This is a genomic window from Bartonella callosciuri (assembly GCF_014203215.1).
Classification (GTDB): Bacteria; Pseudomonadota; Alphaproteobacteria; order Rhizobiales; family Rhizobiaceae; genus Bartonella; species Bartonella callosciuri.
On record NZ_JACHIM010000004.1, the window covers coordinates 61,279 to 79,846 of the forward strand.

The following is an 18,568-nucleotide window of genomic DNA, read 5'->3' on the forward strand; positions in this document are numbered from 1 at the left end:
TCTCTTACCTAATCAATAATCATAAAGATCCTTTTTGCGCTTTGCGTACAGTGTAAAATCTGCTAAGAATGGCGGCATCTGTATGCTGTGGAATACTTTAATGGTGGAATAGCAGACTCTGACTCCGTCAATCTTGGTTCGAATCCAGGTTTCCCAGCCAGTATTTAATGAAATCAATAAGTTATATGAAAATTCAGAAATCCACGCTGATGTTTTATTAAGGCAAGACACATTATTCAAGATGGCATGCCAAACAGGAATATACCACTGCTCTCATTAAACGCACCGCAAAATTAAAAGATACCAAAACATTGAATGCTTCTGTCACTATTGGCAAAAAATTTGCTACAAATATGGCAGGGATAGAATTTGAACCTCAAGCACAACTTGCTTACCAAAATTTGATGTTTGATACTCTTGCAAATGCTGATAATTTTACCATTGAGATGAACAATCTTTCCCAATGGTTAATCCATATTGGTGGACGTTTAAGCAAAATTATTATCACCGCTGAAAATGGGCGTTCCCTTTCCTTCTATGGAAAAGTAAACGCAATCAAAACTTTTTGTGATGATGAGGCAATACATGTTGATAAGAATTATCAACTTGATCCTATGGGGTCTTTACTTGAAGATGGAGTTGGTATCAGTGCACAGTTGTCTCAAAGCGTCTCGCTGCATGGTGATATTAATTACCAACAAAAAGCTCAAAAAACCGGTATAAAAGGAACTAGTTTTTCTAGTGGAATGCGCTATCAGTTTTAAGACAAAACTTTAAAAACAAGCGTATTGCTATTTTGTACGTTTTAAAAAATCTGTTCATTTTAACGAAAAGGCAGCACACTAGGCTGCCTTTTCTTGTTATAAGAACATCCTATCTTATCAAACTTATCTTGACAAAGAAATAAGAACTATTTTGAATTTTTATTCAACATTTAAAATACATAATAATATATTATGTATTTTTGATATATAAAAATCTACTGAAAACTTTTGGCAACTGCATAAAACAATACCCTCCATCTCAAGTCTATAGCATTTTCATAACAACAAGCTTTAGATCAAGAGACAATTTTCAAAATTGTCTTAGATTTATAGCGTTTTTTCAATATAGATTTATCCAGCTCGTTTTTCTGCAATCCATGTTTATTCGTTCACATTATCATTTTAAAAGATTTTCTGATGCCAATTTTCAAAGCGTAAAGAGTCCCACATAATAATTTGTTTTGTTCTTTACAATAAGAACATAATGCTATAAAAGCCTGCCCAGAATTTGCGCTATTAAGGGGGGTAAAGTAAGCATCAAAGGCATATCAATATTAGGGACATATTTATGTATAAGAAAAACTTTTTATTATATACAATTGCTGGAACTTTGATTTTTTCTCATTTTAATTCGGCTTACGCAAATACCCCCACTCGTGAAATTTCCAAAGTTGATGTTACTGAGGGAGAAAAAAATTTTGAAAACGTTATTATCCGCGACAGAGTGAGTACTGTGAATGCAAAAGGGTCAAAGGTAGTGGCCACAGTAAAAAAAGCGGAAATGACCTCTGAAATGGTTTTATTTAATGCCACAAAGGGTGCGCGTATTAATGCTGAAAAAGTTAACGCAAAGACACTGATAAAAGGGTTAGAAGCTACAAACGGTATCATTAATATTGAAGATTCAGTCTTAACCGTCAAAGGAAATCATGAGAGCTACGGTATCTCTTTTGGTTTCATTACAGATTACGTTAAAAATGAGGGGGAAGAAATTGTCAATCAGGCAATTTTAAACAATACAAAACTTCTTGTAAAAGATGGTATTGGTATTATAGGGCCGTTCTCAAGTGGGGAAATAAAACTTAAAAATTCAGAGATTCGTGCCGATGTCTTGTTGCAAAACAAAAACATGCCAGGAACTGACCCTGTCACTCTTATATTAACTGCTGACAATTCGATTTTAGAAGGTAGAGCAAAAATATTACAAAACAATACAACGGTTTTTACCCTTAACAATAACAGTCAATGGTTCTTAAAAGTTAGTAAAAATGAAACAGATAATGATAATATAGCGAAGCTCTTAGACTATTCACTACTCGACATTAGTGAAAGGACGCAGTCTAGCGTTTCAATCCTTAATCTCAATAACAGCTCTATCGTGTTTAATACGCCGGCAGAAGATCATTATAAAACCTTGAATGTAGGACAAAAACCAAAAGCTGAAGTTTCTAAACCACAAGAAAATATAGGGCCCAATCAGACGACCGTTTACAATGCGACAGGCAATGCAAAGATTTATCTAAATACCAAATGGAGTGATGGTCTCCCAAAAGAACAACAAAAAACTGATCGTGTTCTTATTCACGGCGATGTATCAGGAACCACAACGATTTATTTCAAAAGTCTTTCAAAGAATGAAGTATCAAAAGCAGAAAATTCTATTCCCTTGAATATGCGTGGAATATCGCTCGTTCAAATTTCTGGAAAAACCAATGAAAACGCCTTCAAACTGGCGAATGGCTACACCACGGTCAATAAATTGCCGTATAAATATACGTTGCATGCTTATGGACCAACATCAAAACTTGGAAAAGCGAATGCGGAACAAAGCTTCTTGGGAGAAGGTGAAGATTTTTGGGATTTCCGTCTGCAAAGTGTCACTCTTGACCATGAGGCAAAAATCAGAGCCCTTGTACCTCAAGTGGCAAGCTATTTGGTACTGCCAAATGCTGTATTTTCCTCTGGGTTTTCTGATGTGAACAATCAAAATACACTGATAGACAATATGTGGACAGCAGCCTTTGAAACAAAGAATAATAAAAAAAGTGGGGTTATTGTATCCTCCTATGGCAATAAGGCCACATTATCTTCTCTGCGTAGTCCATTGCAATATGGCTATGGTGCTGATATTCGCTATGCAGCCTTGCAAGCAGGCGTTGTGTTAGCAGTACTAGAAGATGAAAATGTTACAACGAATTTTGGTATTTTGGGTACCTATGGAAAATTGGCTTTCACCCCAAAAGAGATAGAAGGATCTGAAAAGAGTATATTAGATAAATGGTCATTCGCTACGTACGGTAATATCCGCCATAACAATGGTTTATATTTCAATGCACTTTTCTCTTACGGAATTCTTAAAGGGAATATCACCACGGCCCTTATCGGCAATACTGCAGAATTGAATAAAGCTGATACATTGAATGCATCGGCTACCTTGGGACAAAAATTAAAAACGAGTACGAAAGGATTGGTTTTTGAACCACGAGCACAGCTTGTTTATCAACGTCTCATGCTGAGTACTCTTGTCGATGTCGATGGCTTTAAAGTTAATATGAATAATCCTCATCAATGGTTGGTGCGTGTTGGTGGACGTTTAACGCAGACTATGCTTCCTGCTGAAAACGACAGTATTCTTTCTTTCTATGGCAAACTCAACATGGTGAAAACTTTTGGTGAAAAGAGCACAATACAGATTGGTGATACTTTCCACCTTGATTCTATGGGATCTTCACTTGAAAGTGGTCTTGGTATTAATGCACAACTCTCTCAAAATTTCGTGCTTTATATGGATGTTAATTATCAACAAAAACTTCAAAAAGCCGGTATATCTGGAGTTAATTTTTCCGGTGGGATGCGCTACCGTTTTTAAAAGTCTGTGATTTTTATCTTTCAAATGTAAACAGCGCTGAAATATAAACAGCGCTGTTTTCTTTTGTATCTTATAAAAAACGTAATCAATCAAAAATCATTATTTTATCAAAAAGAGAAAAATATATCAGAGGCATCTCTCTCCATAAAAAGTGTTTATTCTTATATACAAATAGTTTTATTTTGTTTTTTCTTATTTTAACGTAACTTATACAAATAGCATCCCTGATCTCAGTCCTCAAACGCGGAGTACAATTGAAAACTTTATCAAATTGCCTGATCAAGAGCACCGATGTCAAATTTAATAACACGCCAACGCCGGCAGAAAAAAATCTTGAGATAATAGCTTCTGGTGACATGATGAAAGAGAGTTCACCTTTCAGTAAAAAAAGAGAATTTAGAAAAGATGAAGGACAACATTAACAAAAAATTCTCAAATATCGGTCTCTATGGTTCTGATATGCAGCACATGATGCAAGTCAGAGCACACCTTAAACGATTACGTCAGAATTGGTTGAAAAAAAAGAAAATTTATGACAAGGTTAGAGCGATGTGCTTTCCAGAGCTGCACAGGCAGCAGCAATATTTGATACCGATAAACAACAGCATGTTTATGCTAAGCGGGAACAATGAATGAGGCAAGACAACCGCCATTGGAATGCGCTATAAAATAAGGCAAATATTCTTGCACAAAACAGTGGAAGTGGATAAAGTAGCAACATTGGATAATGCCTTACAAGGGCAAAATAAGGAGCTTTCCGATATCTTACAGAAAGCATTCATAGACAATTTAGAACGGACGCGATAAGAAAACGGAAAGAGAAAAGAAGTATCTCCAGTCTCCCCCTTTCCCCTCTAAATAAATAAACCACCTCTTATTTACTGCATTACAAAAGAAGAAGGTGCTCCCTATAAATTCCTACCTGCTCATACACTTTTCCAAAACGTAAGGATAAATCCTTCCCGGTAACAGATCGTAAAGTTATTCTATAGCCTAAAGTCAATAAAGATTTGCAAGCGAATGTTATCGTTGGACCAAGAACCCACACCTCTTCCTCATCATCGAAAATATCTCTTACCTCATCACCAGAAGCGCATATAAATTTTTCCCTAAAGAGTGATGCTGCCAACCAAACTGCCGCTGATACTGAGAAGTTATCGAAACTTGAAGATAATCAAGAAACCGCAGTCTTATCTCATGCCTTTGTTAATCCTTTAAAAAACAAATGCTCCAAATGGTAAATTATTTAGCAACACCTCACGCTCTATTCTCTATTGGATTTGCTAATATAAACAATCAAAATATATTCGAAGACAATATGTAAAGAACCATGTTTGAGCCAAAAGATAATCCAAAGAGAGGAATTTTCTTATCTCCTTATGACCATAGGATCACATTATCTTCCTCAATTTTCATCCATCACAAGATAGCACTGATGCAGATCTTCGCTACGCTACATTGCAAGCAGATCTTACATGAGGAGTGCTAGAAGATAAAAATATCAACACAGATTTTTGTCTTTTGGAGATAGAGGACAAATGAATTTTCATCCTAAAAAACAGAGAAGGTTCTCAAAAAATATGCTTGATAAATGGCCACGTACCACATAAGAGAACATTCAGTGTAGCAGTGACATAGAAGCAAATACATTGCTCTCTTACACAACTTTCAAGGGAAATATTACCACCACTCTCATCAAAAACGCCAAAATAAAGACCCAAAAACATTAGGAGCCACCATCCTTGGTCAAAGACTGCTCCCCAATATTGAAGGAAGTATGCTTGAACCAAAAGCACAACTTCTTCATCAGTCTCTTCACTTGGCCCTCTCTTAAGATTCTGAGAATTTTAAAATTAACAGGAGTAATCCCTAGGATTGCTATGAATTGGTAGGCGTTTAACGCAAAAAAAGCCATACCGCTTCCTTCTAAAGGTCAACGAATGCTCTCAAGATTTTTAGTGAAAAGAGTCCCATGCAAAGTGATAAGAGTCTTCAGATTGCTTCTCGTCAAAAGTGGTTTTGGTGTTAATCTGCATTGTTACAAAATATCACGCACCCTGGTAAGGCCAAGTTATCAGCATAAACTTAAAAAAGCCAGTGTATCGGAGATAAACATTTCTAATGAAATGTACGATCGCTTTTAAAAATACTTTGCTTCATGTCTTGAAATATAAAGAGTGCCTCATATGTTTCAATTTGCAATATAAAAAGAAACATAGTGGATTAAAAATTTTGTTTTTTGAGAGAGGGGAAAGTAAACATTTAGGAATATATCTATATGAAGAAAGACTTCTTACTCTACACAGTTTCTGGAATTCTGTTTTGCTCTTATTCCAGCCTGTCTTATGCCCTTAATGCAACACCCCTCTCATCATCTATGTCTGTAAATCTCTCATCTGCGCAACTTCCATCCAAGAGCTCAAGAACTAAACGTACTGAGGATGCATCTACAATACAAAATACGCCTACGAACCTTCCTACTGTATCCTTCAAATCTGAAAATCCTACAATGGAAAATACGGTTGCTCCCCCTAGAGCGCAGCGTGACCTTGCCCGAACCGATACAGAACTGTCAATAACAGAATCTCAATCTACCGAAAGTTTACAAGCTCCACCTCCTGAGCCCATCTCCACACAAAGTGGTGTTACAAGATCTATGGCGACATCAGAAGTTGCTAAATCTAGAAGACGTCAAGGTGTTTCCCTTCCTTCTACTCCCCCTTCCACAGAAGAAACTTCACTTCATCCTTCTGCCTCTACACAATCAGCACCTGCAGACCTCACGCCACTACTCTCACCAACAACTGAAAAACCTGCTCCTGAAAAATCAACATCAGTACTCTTAAGGCCTACACAATCCAATCCTACAAAGTTTAATGCTGAAAAACCAGAGTTTAATGCTGAAAAACCAGAAACAGGGATATCGTTAACGGTTGAAAACCCCGTACCAGGTGAAAATATGGACTCCAGAATTGAAGTTCAAGGGGGCAAGACTCTAGTACGACAAAATGTCAAAATTCACGATAAATTTGTTGCTGCAGCTGCACAGGGAAACAATTCGACAATAAAGATTATGGGAGGAGAAGTTTCAGCAGAGTTTATTGCATTGAGTGCATCAGATGGAGCAACTCTTAATGCAACAGATATTACTGTGAAAGCAAAATCGGTTGGTTTGTTAACCACAAATGGTACAATTGATCTTAAGAATTCAACCGTAAATGTTACCGGTGCTTCTAAAACCCATGGTATTGTTTTTCGAGGCACACAAGATATTCTCATGAAGCCATATGCGCCCGATGATGATGATGAAAGAGAGAATCCTGCCCTAGAAAAAATTGCTTCCAATAAAGTGACACTTACCAATACAAAAATTTTGGCTCCAAGTGGTATTGGTATTGGTGTTTATGGGACACACGCGAGTGGTGAAATCAACCTTAAAAATTCACAAATTCATGCCGGTATTTTAGCAAAAAATGAAAAAGAGGCAGGAACTTTGCCACACACGCTTATAGTAACTGCAGACAGTTCTTTTTTAGAAGGCCGAGTTATAACATTACAAGAGAATAAAACAGTTTTTAATCTAGAAAATAATGCAAAATGGTTCTTAAAAGCCAATAAAAATATTATGATGAATGATGAAAATTCATCTGAGCCAGCATTGTTTGGTGTGGATGAAAAGTCACATTCTAACCTTTCTGCACTAAACCTCACAGAAAGTGCTATAGTGTTTGACAAGCCAACGGAGGGAAATTATCAGACTTTGTTCGTAGGATTTCCCCTACAGCAAGAAGGGAAAATGCCCAGTGCGACAGTGGTTTATAGTGCAAAGGGGACTGCAGAGATTCATTTAAACTCTCAATGGAGTAGCCATTCCCCAGTGACTGAGCAGGAAACCGATCGCATTGTGATTAATGGTGATGTCTCAGGAACCTCTATCGTTTACATTAATCTCGCAGAAAAGAATAAAGAAGTGACCAATAGCAGTTCTGTTTGGAAAGAACATATGGCTTCTCTTCCTTCAACAACCCAGGGTATTTCAATTATTCAGGTTTCGGGGAAAGCAGATAAAAATGCCTTCAAGTTAGCAAAAGGCTATATGACCATGGGTGGTTCTCCTTACAAATATGAACTCACTGCCTATGCACCAGGAGCATCCCATGCGAGCCAAAATCTGTTTGGGAAGAATGACGACAATTTCTGGGATTTCCGATTACAGAATGCCTACCTTGATAAGGATAAAAAGATTAGGGCTCTTTTGCCACAGGTCGCAAACTATTTGGTTATGCCCAGTGCTGTGTTTTCTGCTGGATTTACTGATGTAAACAACCAAAACACATTGTTAGACAATATACAGGCAACAGTGTTTGGCACAGAAGATAATAAAAAGAAAAGTATCTTCTTGTCTTCCTACGGCGAAAAAGTCACCTTCTCTTCCAACCGTGATCCGCTACATTATGGCTACGATGCTGATGTGAACTATGGTGCTTTACAACTAGGTGTCGTCTTGGTTGCACGAGAAGGTAAAGAGATCAGCACGCATTTTGGTCTTCTAGGAACATACGGAAAACTTGCTTTTACACCAAAGGATATAGAAGATTCTGAAAAGACGCTACTGGATAAATGGTCGCTTACGGCTTATAGTGGCATTCAACATAGAAATGGTCTACACGTAAACACACTCCTCTCTTACGGATCCCTGAAAGGAACTCTTACCACAGCTCTCATCGGAAGTGCCGCAAAATTGGATGGCACTGAAACATTCAGTGCATCTGCGACCATTGGTCAAAAATTAACAACCGGTGTTAACGGGCTGATATTTGAACCACAAGCGCAATTTGTTTACCAAAAGCTCATGTTCGATGTTCTCTCAGATGCCGATGGTTTTGAAGTGAATATGAACAATCCTCATCAATGGTTGTTCCGTATCGGGGGACAATTGACACAAACTCTAACTACCGCAGAAGAAGGCAATGCTGTTTCCTTTTATGGTAAACTGAACATGATAAGAACTTTTGGTGATGGTGAAACAATAAAAATCGCTGACATATTTCATCGTGATCCTACCGGCTCCTTCCTTGAGGGTGGAATTGGTGTGAATGCACACCTTTCTCAAAGTATCGCACTCCATGGTGATCTTAATTATCGGCAGAAACTTCAAAAAGGAGGTGTATCCGGAACCAGTTTTTCTGGTGGGATACGGTATCGTTTTTAAACAAGACATCATCTAAATTCCATGAAAAAGCAGCACTTTGTGCTGCTTTTTATTTATTAAATCTCTCTTGTTTAAGATCACCTATTATTCAAAAAATTTTTGATACAAAAATTCTAAAAATCATTTAAGCAACAACCATACAGCCTTCTCCCGCCAGGAGTTCCTCCCATGAAGTTTGTAAATAAGAGATCCCACTATCCAATTTAGTAAAACAATATGCAACACAATGTTATATAATTGCTTCAGAACGGTGATTGTGCATCACGTACTTTATAATAAGACCCTATTGCTATTGAAAAGTTGAAGCATTGATGTTTAAATAAAAAAGCACCACTTTTTTATCAGCGTCTCATGCTTGCTCTTCAATGTCGATAGCTTCAAAGTTAACACGAAGTATCCCCCATCAACAGTTGGTACATGTTGGCAAACACCGACACAAATTATAACCATCATGGATTATAACCATCATGGAAAAAAACAATATTGTCTTCTTCTCTACATGACTGAAGATCATCAAAACTTTTAAGGATGCCTCTTATCAGAACAACATCATCACCAATATTATAATATTGACTGCCCACGCTTCCTACCGTTCACTTGTAAATTTTCTCTCTAATGTACAGAGACAAAAAACGCTCTCTCCATAAAAACAACATTTTAGTAGAATATCGTATACAAAAATGAACCTTACATACAACAGAAAAAACCATCCCCTATTCAAAAACAAAGCGAGAATCCCTCTCTTCGAAGTAATTCAGGTGTAATTTTCCTGTAAATCCGATAATAAACTTTCAACCTCATTCTCAATATCTGCATTCATACAGCATTTCACATCGCTGATCGATTTATGGAGATCGCGGAAGCCACATATTTTACATAAAGTTATTTTTTCATAATTTGGAATAATGACTGCTCTCTAAATAAGGAAAAAACCCTTCTCACCTACAAGAATGAGAATACACACACTCTTCCCTATCCAAAATCAATCTCTTTATATATAAGGAGCAGCTCTTTTTTGTAATATGAAAATAAAAGTTTCGTAAATTATAGCACTCAGTATTAAAACACACAAAAAGAGATTAAAAACACTTACAACCGCTAAAATAAACCCACACTCTCCTAAAATAAACCCACATTCTCCGTAAAATTACTTAGAACGCTCGATGGATACATCGATTTCATCGGTTTCTTTTATACGCGTTGTCATTTGCATAGCTTGTGAAAAATCATTTATTGCATCCAAATGCGTTTTAAGCAATTCACTATTACGGTGTAATTTTTCCTGTAAATCTGACAACAAGCTTTCAACCTCATTCTCAATATCTGCATTCATATAACGTTTCACATCACTGATCGATTTATTGAGGTCACGTAAGCCACGTATTTTACATAAATTTATTTCTTTATAATCTGGAATACCACTGCTCTCTAGCATATTGCTTTCATAATCGACCACTTGTGCCAACCCTCTAACAGAAGCGACAAACTTTGTCATAGCCCAATCACGATCAATAAGATTATTATCAAGGACTTTTGCTTTTGATGAAAAACTATCATCATCATATTGCACTACAGACATTTTTACTTCCCCTTCACAGTATTATTCAATCTTGCTCTTCAAATAAAGGGAGATTAAATAGCTTCTCTTCAATGCTGATACACTCAACGACTACATTGTGCGAATATTGCTCCTCCAACGACAACAGCACGATAATCCTAAAGCGTATACCTGTCTGACTTTTAACCCATCTACGAAATATTTTTTTGCTTCCAAATTACCGTTGATGCGATACCCGTTCACCAAAACACTACAAATCCTCACATCACTACACAGCAGATAGTGGAAATCTCCAAATCTATTTTGCCTTTATTGGCTACAAAACGACAATCCGTTGACACATACATTTGCCAACAAAAATTTGCAGCATATAAAGACCTAAACCCTTTAAAGATTTCAGCATCTCACCCTTCATAGGATTTGGCTTTCCATGCGCCCAATGGCTGCATACATCTAGCCGCTACAAGACGCAGCTTATACCCATTCAAAAAGACATCTCCCTCTGACAGGCTCATTTGCGCACATGCGCAACATTTCGCACAAAACAAAAAGAGCACTCCTTTGAACAGACCAGCCACATGGCAAGGTCAAAAAAGACATCTCACAATAGCTAATGCTATAAATCTCCCTTTTTCAATTATCATTCGCTTTTCTTTGCAAGGAGCGACTATATAGAATTTTTTTAATCACTTCAAGAGTTTCTAAAAAACGTACTGTCCTATAATTTTTTAACCACATAAATTTTCTTAAAACTATTCCATACTGGATTTTTAGTATTTTATTTGCGATATAATTGTATCGCATATCATTGAACTAAAAATAATACAGAGTTTGCTGTTAATACTGCTTCTTTGTACTCACCCAATCCATAAAAAAACTAGAAACAATAACTTCCTCTGCAAAAACAATATTTCTGTTACGAATTCTCTTTTATTCCCAACATTCAGGATGAGTGGTTAGATTATTACTGTTTTCCTTCAATGATCATATTTGATATTTATTCTCAAGCAGCTTTATTTAGTCAATGTTACCATGGAATAAAATCGAGCAGAAAACTTATATGAAAAGAGTTTTTTGCCACACAGCACTTGCATATAAAAAGCAAAGAAACATAATAAGTTTTTACTTTTTTCAAGCCTCACAGTGCTAAAGCGCCTCAAATCCTCATACGAAAAAAGAAGAATTTTAAGTTTTACGCGTACGTTAGATCAGCATACATTACAGACTGTAATTGTTATTTATAAAATTGGTGTGGTAAAAAAAGAAAGAGGTTCTTCTGGCTGATAACAACTGCTATGCTTTATTTATCCTCGATTATCACCATGGACTCTCTTGTCGTCTTGGCTTTCGTAAGCGAGATGCATGAAACTCTCTGAGCTTTTTCATGATCTGCGCAAATGAGCATCTCAAATTCTCTAAATAAAAAAATTTTAAGGCAGAAGATAAATCATCTACTAATTCCAACCATTTTTCGTGTTATAATTTTCGCTTTTTGTACAGATTGTTAACAAATAGGCTGAATGTTTCATTGTCCCTTGAATCTTATTCATTTTTGAATAATTTTTTCATCTTTTCTCTCTTGAAAAACAGAAAACAACAAACTCCAGACTTCATTGTTTTTTTATGGGATGTACAAGTCTATCATAGCTTTTGCCTATATTGTTTTAGGTAAAGTCTGTTTTTTCATAAAGATTGCTAAATGCGCGCATCCAAAAGAGAAAAACCTCCACAACAGGGAGGAGGTTTCTCATTTATTGAAATCTATATTTTTAATTTTGAAGCCAAAATTATCTCTCACTTGAAGAGAAAAGAAATACTATTATCATCTTTATTTTTATTTATAACTTCACTGCTCTCCGACTATTCTTTAAACTCAGGAGCTTTTTCATCCGATTCATTTAATTTTTTATTGGAATCCTCTAATGTAAGCTCATGAGCAGCTGTTTGTGCGTTCTGACAATTCTGAGATGACGATACAGATGCATCTGAAGATTCGCATTTCTTTCGCCATTCATCGAGTAATTTCTGATCTTTCTTAAAATCTTCTACGCTATAAGTTTTTTCTTGACAACCAACAACGAGCAGCCCAGTGCAAAGAAGCAGTGTTGTTATAAGAATTTTGTTCATAATTTAATTCCCCTTTAGCCTTTCATTTAATAATAATGTAGTTGTTTACATAATTTCTATATCATGCTTGAAACACTTCCTTTTGACGAGTATTGATAACCTCAATTTGAACATGTTGCATGATGATAGAAGCTTGCATTTGTAAGACTTGTGTTTGTAACATTGCCCACACCACTATTCAATGTTTGAAGTTCAGAAAATTTGATATCTTAGCGCTTTTCAGAAGCTTTTTAATCGCTTCTTCTCCTTCATAAACCACTTCGTAATGAGATCTGAGAAATACGAAATCTTAATTATAAACGTCCGTAACGCTTGTAATCCTTGCAATTCTTCAGTAAACAAAACAACATATCTTCAATTCCCTGATCGCATTATCATCATCCTTAAATCGCCGAAAAAGTAAAGAAAGCTTTGATATAATTTTCCATATATTTAAAATAATACCTAGAGAATGGCAAATGATTTCTTTTGTATATTTGAAGAAAGCTAATATTACAAAGGGCTACCATTAGTGAAGTAATTTTTATTTTTAGTCCCACCCTCTAAATATTAATATAACTTAATAAAATGGAACAGCGTATACATGAAAAAATAATCAGCGCTACTTTTAAAGTAGTATATTTGCTTTTTTATAATTAAGTAAACAAAAAATAACTTTTTCTTCAGAATTATTATCAAAACAGTTTTATAAAAAAATCTGACCAGTCTATACAGGTAACAAGGTTACTTTATATCAAGGTTACTTTATATAATGATCACACCTGTAGATAAAAGATGAAGAAGTATTCGTAATATCCAATTATCAGCTGTTAAGTTCTGTGAAACATGGCATTTTACAACACACAAGTGGAATTAAGTGACCATAGTGAAAAAAGAAAAAGTTTTTGTTACAGTGTGATTTTCATTAAAAAGAATCGACATCACTTTTAGAAAAATACGTATTATTCAACAAATTCATTATGCACAGTATTTTGTTGATGAAAATAATTTTACGACCTTGAACTTTGCAAAAAGTAAGATGATTTTGGCAAAAAATCACCACCTCTTTCCATCACCAAAGAGAATAAGCAATGTTCGTTCCCTCCTCGCCTTCAATAACCAAGCTTCCTAACCCCCAGCAATCTGTAAACCGATTGCTTTCTCTCGAAATACGTTGTCTCTGCTAACCACTTATATAATTTATTTCTAGGCGCACCTTGCAGATCACATAATGAACAAAGTAAATCCAGCACAATAGACAACTATAATATATCCCCAATAAATTTTACATCCATAAAACCTACTTCTTAGAAAAAAATCAAGTCAATGAAAACATATTATCGTATATCATTTTTTACACTTTTCCGTATTTTTGTGAAAGCAATTCGCGCACTTCATCTGCTATTTTTTTGCCACGACTTGCGCAGCTCATCTTAATCAAACGATGCAAACTTTCCGGCACATCAATTGTGAGACGCTTCATAGCTTCATCCACTTTACCTTTGCGGCTTTCTACCCATGCATCCGCCGTTAAAGGAATTGATTTATTGGTTGGCTTTGTACCAATCTTAATTTTTTTGTTCATCGTGCGAACTCCTTGATTTCCGTTGCAACAGCTTCAATCTCTGCTGCTGCTGGTCCTTGCTTATCAACTTCATAGACAGCTCTCCCTTGTGCTGCAGCTTCCGCAAAAATTACACGCTGGGCAACGCTAGCAGAAAGGACATGCATAGGATACCCTCCAAGGGCCTCACCAACATCACGCCCTATCGCTGTATTGACTATTTTACGATTAATAACAAAAGCAGATTTTAGATCTTCTTTATAGACGCGTGCTTCATCAATAAGCTTGACGATTCCATCAGCCGCCCAAATATCATATGGACTAGGCTGCACTGGAATAAGCACGAAATCCGAAGCCATGAGAGCACTGCGTGCAAGTTCAGTCACGCGTGGAGGACCATCAATCACAATATGATCGTAATCATGACCAACCTGTGTAATCTCTTTGTGAACGGTTGCGCGCGGTAAACCGACAACTGAAAACAAGGGAGCACCCTCACGCGCCGCAGCCCAATCCAATGCACTCCCTTGCGGATCAACATCAATAAGCAACACACGTGCTCCGGTACGTGCAAAGCTAGCAGCAAGGTTCACGCTCAACGTGGTTTTTCCTACTCCCCCTTTTTGATTTAAGAGTCCAATGATCATGGATTACGCCTTTCAGCTTTATCGTTTTTACGATTATACAGAAAACAACAACACAGAACAAGCATCTGACATAGGCAAAACAATGATTTCCCCTCTTTTACGATAAAAGCTATCGACAATAGACCATCTACAGCCACTATTGAATGCTTTAAGTCCTTTTATCCTTATACAAACAGTCGATATAACCCACGATATAACCCACGCAAAGACAATAAATGATATCTCTTGAAACACGGAGTCCTCTACCGGATCGATCAATTTAAGCCGACAATTCCGCATACCAGGCGAAACACTTTTGTTAAAAAACTGCTGACACACGACACTTTCCCAAATTTGGGAAAATTATTTAGAATTGAAGCATCCCTTTTATTTTAGCATCATCATCAGAAAACCAATCTTTCTGTAAAAAAACTCCCGCAAAAAAATAATCACACTACAGTGCAAATGGTCCCATCATAATCAGATAAGATCTCACATTTTATTTAAGATTAGGCCATTCCGTGTTACATCTCTGCTCCTGTACTAAAATAAATCACAAGGAGCATACGGGATCTTTTCTCAACGGTTTTTATCACCTTCTCATCTCTCTTGTAACGTGAAAGTCAATGACTATTTGATTATCTTCTTTTAAGAATAAACGATGCAATATCTATTAAAGAGTATAAGTATAAAAGAGAGAATAATGAACAGATTGCGGACAAGATAACCTGCCCCATCACAGTTCATTTTCCAACCCGTTCTCTTTTTCTCGACAAAGGAGATATTTTTGTTAAGATATCACCAAAATCTTATCCTTATCATGTTCTGTTAGCGTACCAAAGAGCATCATAAAGTGGTGTTATTGGGAAGAAACAACCATGCATTTACAACAAATTGACCCTGATATTTTTATCAGTGCCAAAATCAGTATTGAAGACATCAAAACATTAGCACAAACAGGCTTTAAAACGATTATCTGCAACCATCCTGATCACGAAGATCCCCATCAACCTGATTTTTCCATCATTAAAGTAGCCGCATACGAATATGATATAAAAGCAGATAATATTCTTATTGTGCCACCGACCATAAAACAATCCGACATTGAAGCCATGAAAACTATTATAAAACAGCCTCTAAGCTCCTTCTCACCTATTGCCACCACGGAACACGCTCAATGAATCTTACCGGTTAACCTGTCTTTAATACTTATTTTAAAGGATTAGAAAGAAATAAGTAATAAACTATTGAGCGACAACAAAAGCCTCAAACTTTCATAAACTTATGAAAAAGATAAAAATAATGCTGAAATCAGATCTCCAGACATTCGATTCTCCTTCGCAACAACGAAAAACCCATATATTCTACGATATTTTAGAATATATTTTCCTGATCATTATCAGTTTAAGTGCTATTTTTTCTGCTCTTATCTCCTTTTCAGATCAACTTAAGACCTATTTTTAAAAGTAAGCAGCTGATCTAACTGCGATAATGGTTGTACTGCAGCCAAAATTTCTTTTGCTGCTTTTTCATCACGTTGCATTTGTGCAATCAAGGGTTCAAGCCCATCGAATTTTTCTTGCCCACGCAAAAACTGAAAGAAAGAAACAGTGCAACTTTCTCCATAAAGATCATCGTTAAAGTTAAACAAATAAGTTTCCAGAAGCGGTGCACCATCTTTCACAACCGTCGGACGACACCCAAAACTTGCGGCCCCATCATGTAAAACACCATTAGCACGACGCAATCTTACTGCATAAACACCCTGCGCCAAACTGACTTGAGGAGCGAGCATCTGATTAGCAGTAGGAAACCCTAAAAGGCGGCCAAGTTTTTCGCCTTGAATAACACTTGAACGCACCCGATAACGATAGCCTAACAAATGGGCTGCTGTTTTTACCTGACCTTGTAAAAGAAGCTTCCGAATAGAACTAGAGGAAATGATTAATGATTGTAAATCTTGTGTACGAGAGACGCAAGGAATTTGAACAACCTCAAACCCACACTCTTTTCCCCTTTTAGAAAGAAGGTGTGCATTCCCACTTTTCTGATGACCAAATTGAAAATTTTCACCTGTTACCACCCCCGAAACATCAAAGGCTTCTTTTAAAACCACATTGATAAATTCATCTGCTGAAAGAGCCGCGAAATTTGCATCAAATGGCTGTTCAATCACTCCATTAAACCCGAGGATTTTAAAAATTTCAGCTTTTTCAGTAGCTTCTGTCAAGCGATCAACAGGGGCCAGGGGTTGAAAAAAACTCCTTGGATGTGGTTCAAAAGTTAAAACAACAGCTGGCTTATTTTTTATGCGTGCTAAATCAAGCGCTTTTTGGAGTACCACCTGATGTCCACGATGAACACCATCAAAATTTCCAAGTGCTAACACCGCTCCCCGCCAAGCCAAAGGAAGCATATGAATCCCCTGAAGACGCAAAAAATCAGACATTATTGAAGTGCCCACATTATCGCTTGTGGCTTATAGCCATGACGTTTAAGAAAAGAATTCAACGCTTTTTTATCCACCACACCGTTTTGCATATAATCATAACGATGAATGCCACCCATGATATAAAGAACATCGAGACCAAAATGGATTGCGCCTTTAACATCGGTTAAAAGACCATCACCAACAGCTAAAATCTGGCTTTTTTCCACTGTTCCACGAATTTTTTGAAGTTTTTCAAAGGCACCCTCATAGATAGGCGCATGGGGTTTTCCAGCAATACGCACCTCTCCCCCTAATTGTTGGTAAAGACGCGCCAGTGCACCAGCACACCAAAATTCCTTCTTTCCATAATGGACAATGACATCGGGATTAGCACAAATAAAAGGCAAGTTTCGCGCTCGCATACGCTGAAACATGTCCTCATAAGAAGACGGTTTTTCATCAAGACCTTCAAGAAAGCCACTACAAACCACGACAGAGGCTTCCCATTCTTCAACCAGTTCACAATCTAACCCTTCAAACAACATCAAATCACGTTGCTGACCAATGAAAAAAACTTTACGCGGTGCAGCACGAATAAGATCACGGGTTACATCCCCTGAAGTGATAATGGCATCATAATAATCACTATGAACGTTCATGCTTTGTAACTGAGCAATGACATCCTCTCGTGGTCGAGGTGAATTGGTCAAGAAAATAACAGTTTTTCCCATCTGTCGAATTTTGAGCAATACTTTCAATGCCGGTTCAAATACGTGAACACCATTGTGCACAACACCCCAAACATCGCAAAAAACAGCATCATAATGCGCTATAACAGTATCAATATGGGTAAGTTCATTCATATTGCACCTCTTTATCTCTTTGCCATTTATCAAACTGTTTTTTGCTTTAAAATTACTTATCGAAAGATAACTCTTCTGTCATCTGCTTTTTCAACACTGTATTTCCCCGCATCACAATTTGCATCGCATAGAGAGATCATGAGAAAGAATAAAATAAATTAAGTTATTCTTAAGTGGTGCAAAATTCTCAAAACGCCTCATTTTAAAAGCGTATATTTCTCCACTGTATTTCTACGAATAAACACTTCAATTCTAACAATTACTGGATTAATACCGTTTCTTACCTGAAATATTCAAGTCTTTATTTTAAAAACAAACGAAGAAACATTTAAAGAAAAAAACGACCATAAAGAATCCTTCTTTTTGAAGCAAAAACTGAACACATAGCACGTAAAATATGAGTCATGGCTTATGCACTATATTGGTTTTAAGCTAAAAAAAGCATTCCAAATATTGCACAAAATACCTTCTCCTGAAGCATTTCATGGCTTCAAGCACTCTTATAGATTGGTATGATTGATAAAGATCGTTCAATGAGGAATTTTTAATTTTTTTAACAAAAATTTTCCTCTATA

12 protein-coding genes and 2 pseudogenes are annotated in these 18,568 nt (G+C 36.6%); 5 read left to right on the forward strand and 9 right to left on the reverse strand.

The features are described from left to right. Positions 1 to 266: 266 nt before the first annotated feature. The 4 genes and pseudogenes from HNQ69_RS04840 to HNQ69_RS04850 form a co-directional block, all read left to right on the forward strand. Positions 267 to 764: pseudogene (locus tag HNQ69_RS04840) on the forward strand (autotransporter outer membrane beta-barrel domain-containing protein); the annotation flags it as partial. A 568-nt stretch (positions 765 to 1,332) separates the two neighbouring features. Next, positions 1,333 to 3,633 (forward strand): autotransporter outer membrane beta-barrel domain-containing protein, encoded by a 2,301-nt coding sequence (locus HNQ69_RS04845; protein ID WP_183228945.1) that lies wholly within the window; start codon positions 1,333 to 1,335, stop codon positions 3,631 to 3,633. Between the two features lie 684 nt (positions 3,634 to 4,317). After that, complete coding sequence (locus HNQ69_RS08160) at positions 4,318 to 4,440, forward strand: hypothetical protein (protein WP_281380930.1); 123 nt, start codon at positions 4,318 to 4,320, stop codon at positions 4,438 to 4,440. Positions 4,441 to 5,911: 1,471 nt separating this feature from the next. Further along, positions 5,912 to 8,845 (forward strand): autotransporter outer membrane beta-barrel domain-containing protein, encoded by a 2,934-nt coding sequence (locus tag HNQ69_RS04850; protein ID WP_183228946.1) that lies wholly within the window; start codon positions 5,912 to 5,914, stop codon positions 8,843 to 8,845. Positions 8,846 to 9,294: 449 nt separating this feature from the next. Here HNQ69_RS04850 and HNQ69_RS08165 read toward each other — a convergent pair whose 3' ends face one another. The 7 genes and pseudogenes from HNQ69_RS08165 to HNQ69_RS04875 form a co-directional block, all read right to left on the reverse strand. Continuing rightward, on the reverse strand, positions 9,295 to 9,426 hold the full coding sequence (locus HNQ69_RS08165; protein ID WP_281380932.1) for a hypothetical protein: 132 nt from the start codon (positions 9,424 to 9,426) through the stop codon (positions 9,295 to 9,297). Between the two features lie 185 nt (positions 9,427 to 9,611). Then, positions 9,612 to 9,749 (reverse strand): annotated as a pseudogene (locus HNQ69_RS07885) (flagellar protein FlgN); the annotation flags it as partial. 243 nt (positions 9,750 to 9,992) lie between these two features. After that, positions 9,993 to 10,424 (reverse strand): flagellar protein FlgN, encoded by a 432-nt coding sequence (locus HNQ69_RS04855; RefSeq protein WP_183228947.1) that lies wholly within the window; start codon positions 10,422 to 10,424, stop codon positions 9,993 to 9,995. A 1,839-nt stretch (positions 10,425 to 12,263) separates the two neighbouring features. Beyond that, a complete protein-coding gene (locus tag HNQ69_RS04860; RefSeq protein WP_183228948.1) occupies positions 12,264 to 12,530 on the reverse strand; it encodes an EexN family lipoprotein in 267 nt (88 codons plus the stop codon). Positions 12,531 to 13,863: 1,333 nt separating this feature from the next. Continuing rightward, positions 13,864 to 14,094 (reverse strand): hypothetical protein, encoded by a 231-nt coding sequence (locus HNQ69_RS04865; protein ID WP_183228949.1) that lies wholly within the window; start codon positions 14,092 to 14,094, stop codon positions 13,864 to 13,866. Continuing rightward, the gene (gene parA, locus HNQ69_RS04870) at positions 14,091 to 14,720 is read right to left on the reverse strand and encodes a ParA family partition ATPase (protein WP_183228950.1); all 630 of its coding nucleotides are present in this window, start codon (positions 14,718 to 14,720) and stop codon (positions 14,091 to 14,093) included. The genes HNQ69_RS04865 and parA overlap by 4 nt, the downstream gene beginning before the upstream one ends. A 33-nt stretch (positions 14,721 to 14,753) precedes the next feature. Further along, positions 14,754 to 15,038 carry a hypothetical protein gene (locus HNQ69_RS04875; protein WP_183228951.1) on the reverse strand — a complete coding sequence of 95 codons (285 nt, stop codon included), beginning with the start codon at positions 15,036 to 15,038 and terminating at the stop codon, positions 14,754 to 14,756. Between the two features lie 539 nt (positions 15,039 to 15,577). On the opposite strand from HNQ69_RS04875, the gene HNQ69_RS04880 reads away from it, so the two are divergent. Further along, a complete protein-coding gene (locus HNQ69_RS04880; protein WP_425486676.1) occupies positions 15,578 to 15,880 on the forward strand; it encodes a beta-lactamase hydrolase domain-containing protein in 303 nt (100 codons plus the stop codon). A gap of 266 nt (positions 15,881 to 16,146) precedes the next feature. Here HNQ69_RS04880 and HNQ69_RS04885 read toward each other — a convergent pair whose 3' ends face one another. Both HNQ69_RS04885 and HNQ69_RS04890 read right to left on the reverse strand, forming a co-directional pair. Next, a complete protein-coding gene (locus HNQ69_RS04885) occupies positions 16,147 to 17,148 on the reverse strand; it encodes a bifunctional riboflavin kinase/FAD synthetase (RefSeq protein ID WP_183228952.1) in 1,002 nt (333 codons plus the stop codon). Continuing rightward, a complete protein-coding gene (locus HNQ69_RS04890) occupies positions 17,148 to 17,993 on the reverse strand; it encodes a TIGR01459 family HAD-type hydrolase (RefSeq protein ID WP_183228953.1) in 846 nt (281 codons plus the stop codon). Before HNQ69_RS04890 ends, HNQ69_RS04885 begins: the two co-directional genes overlap by 1 nt. Positions 17,994 to 18,568: the final 575 nt, after the last annotated feature.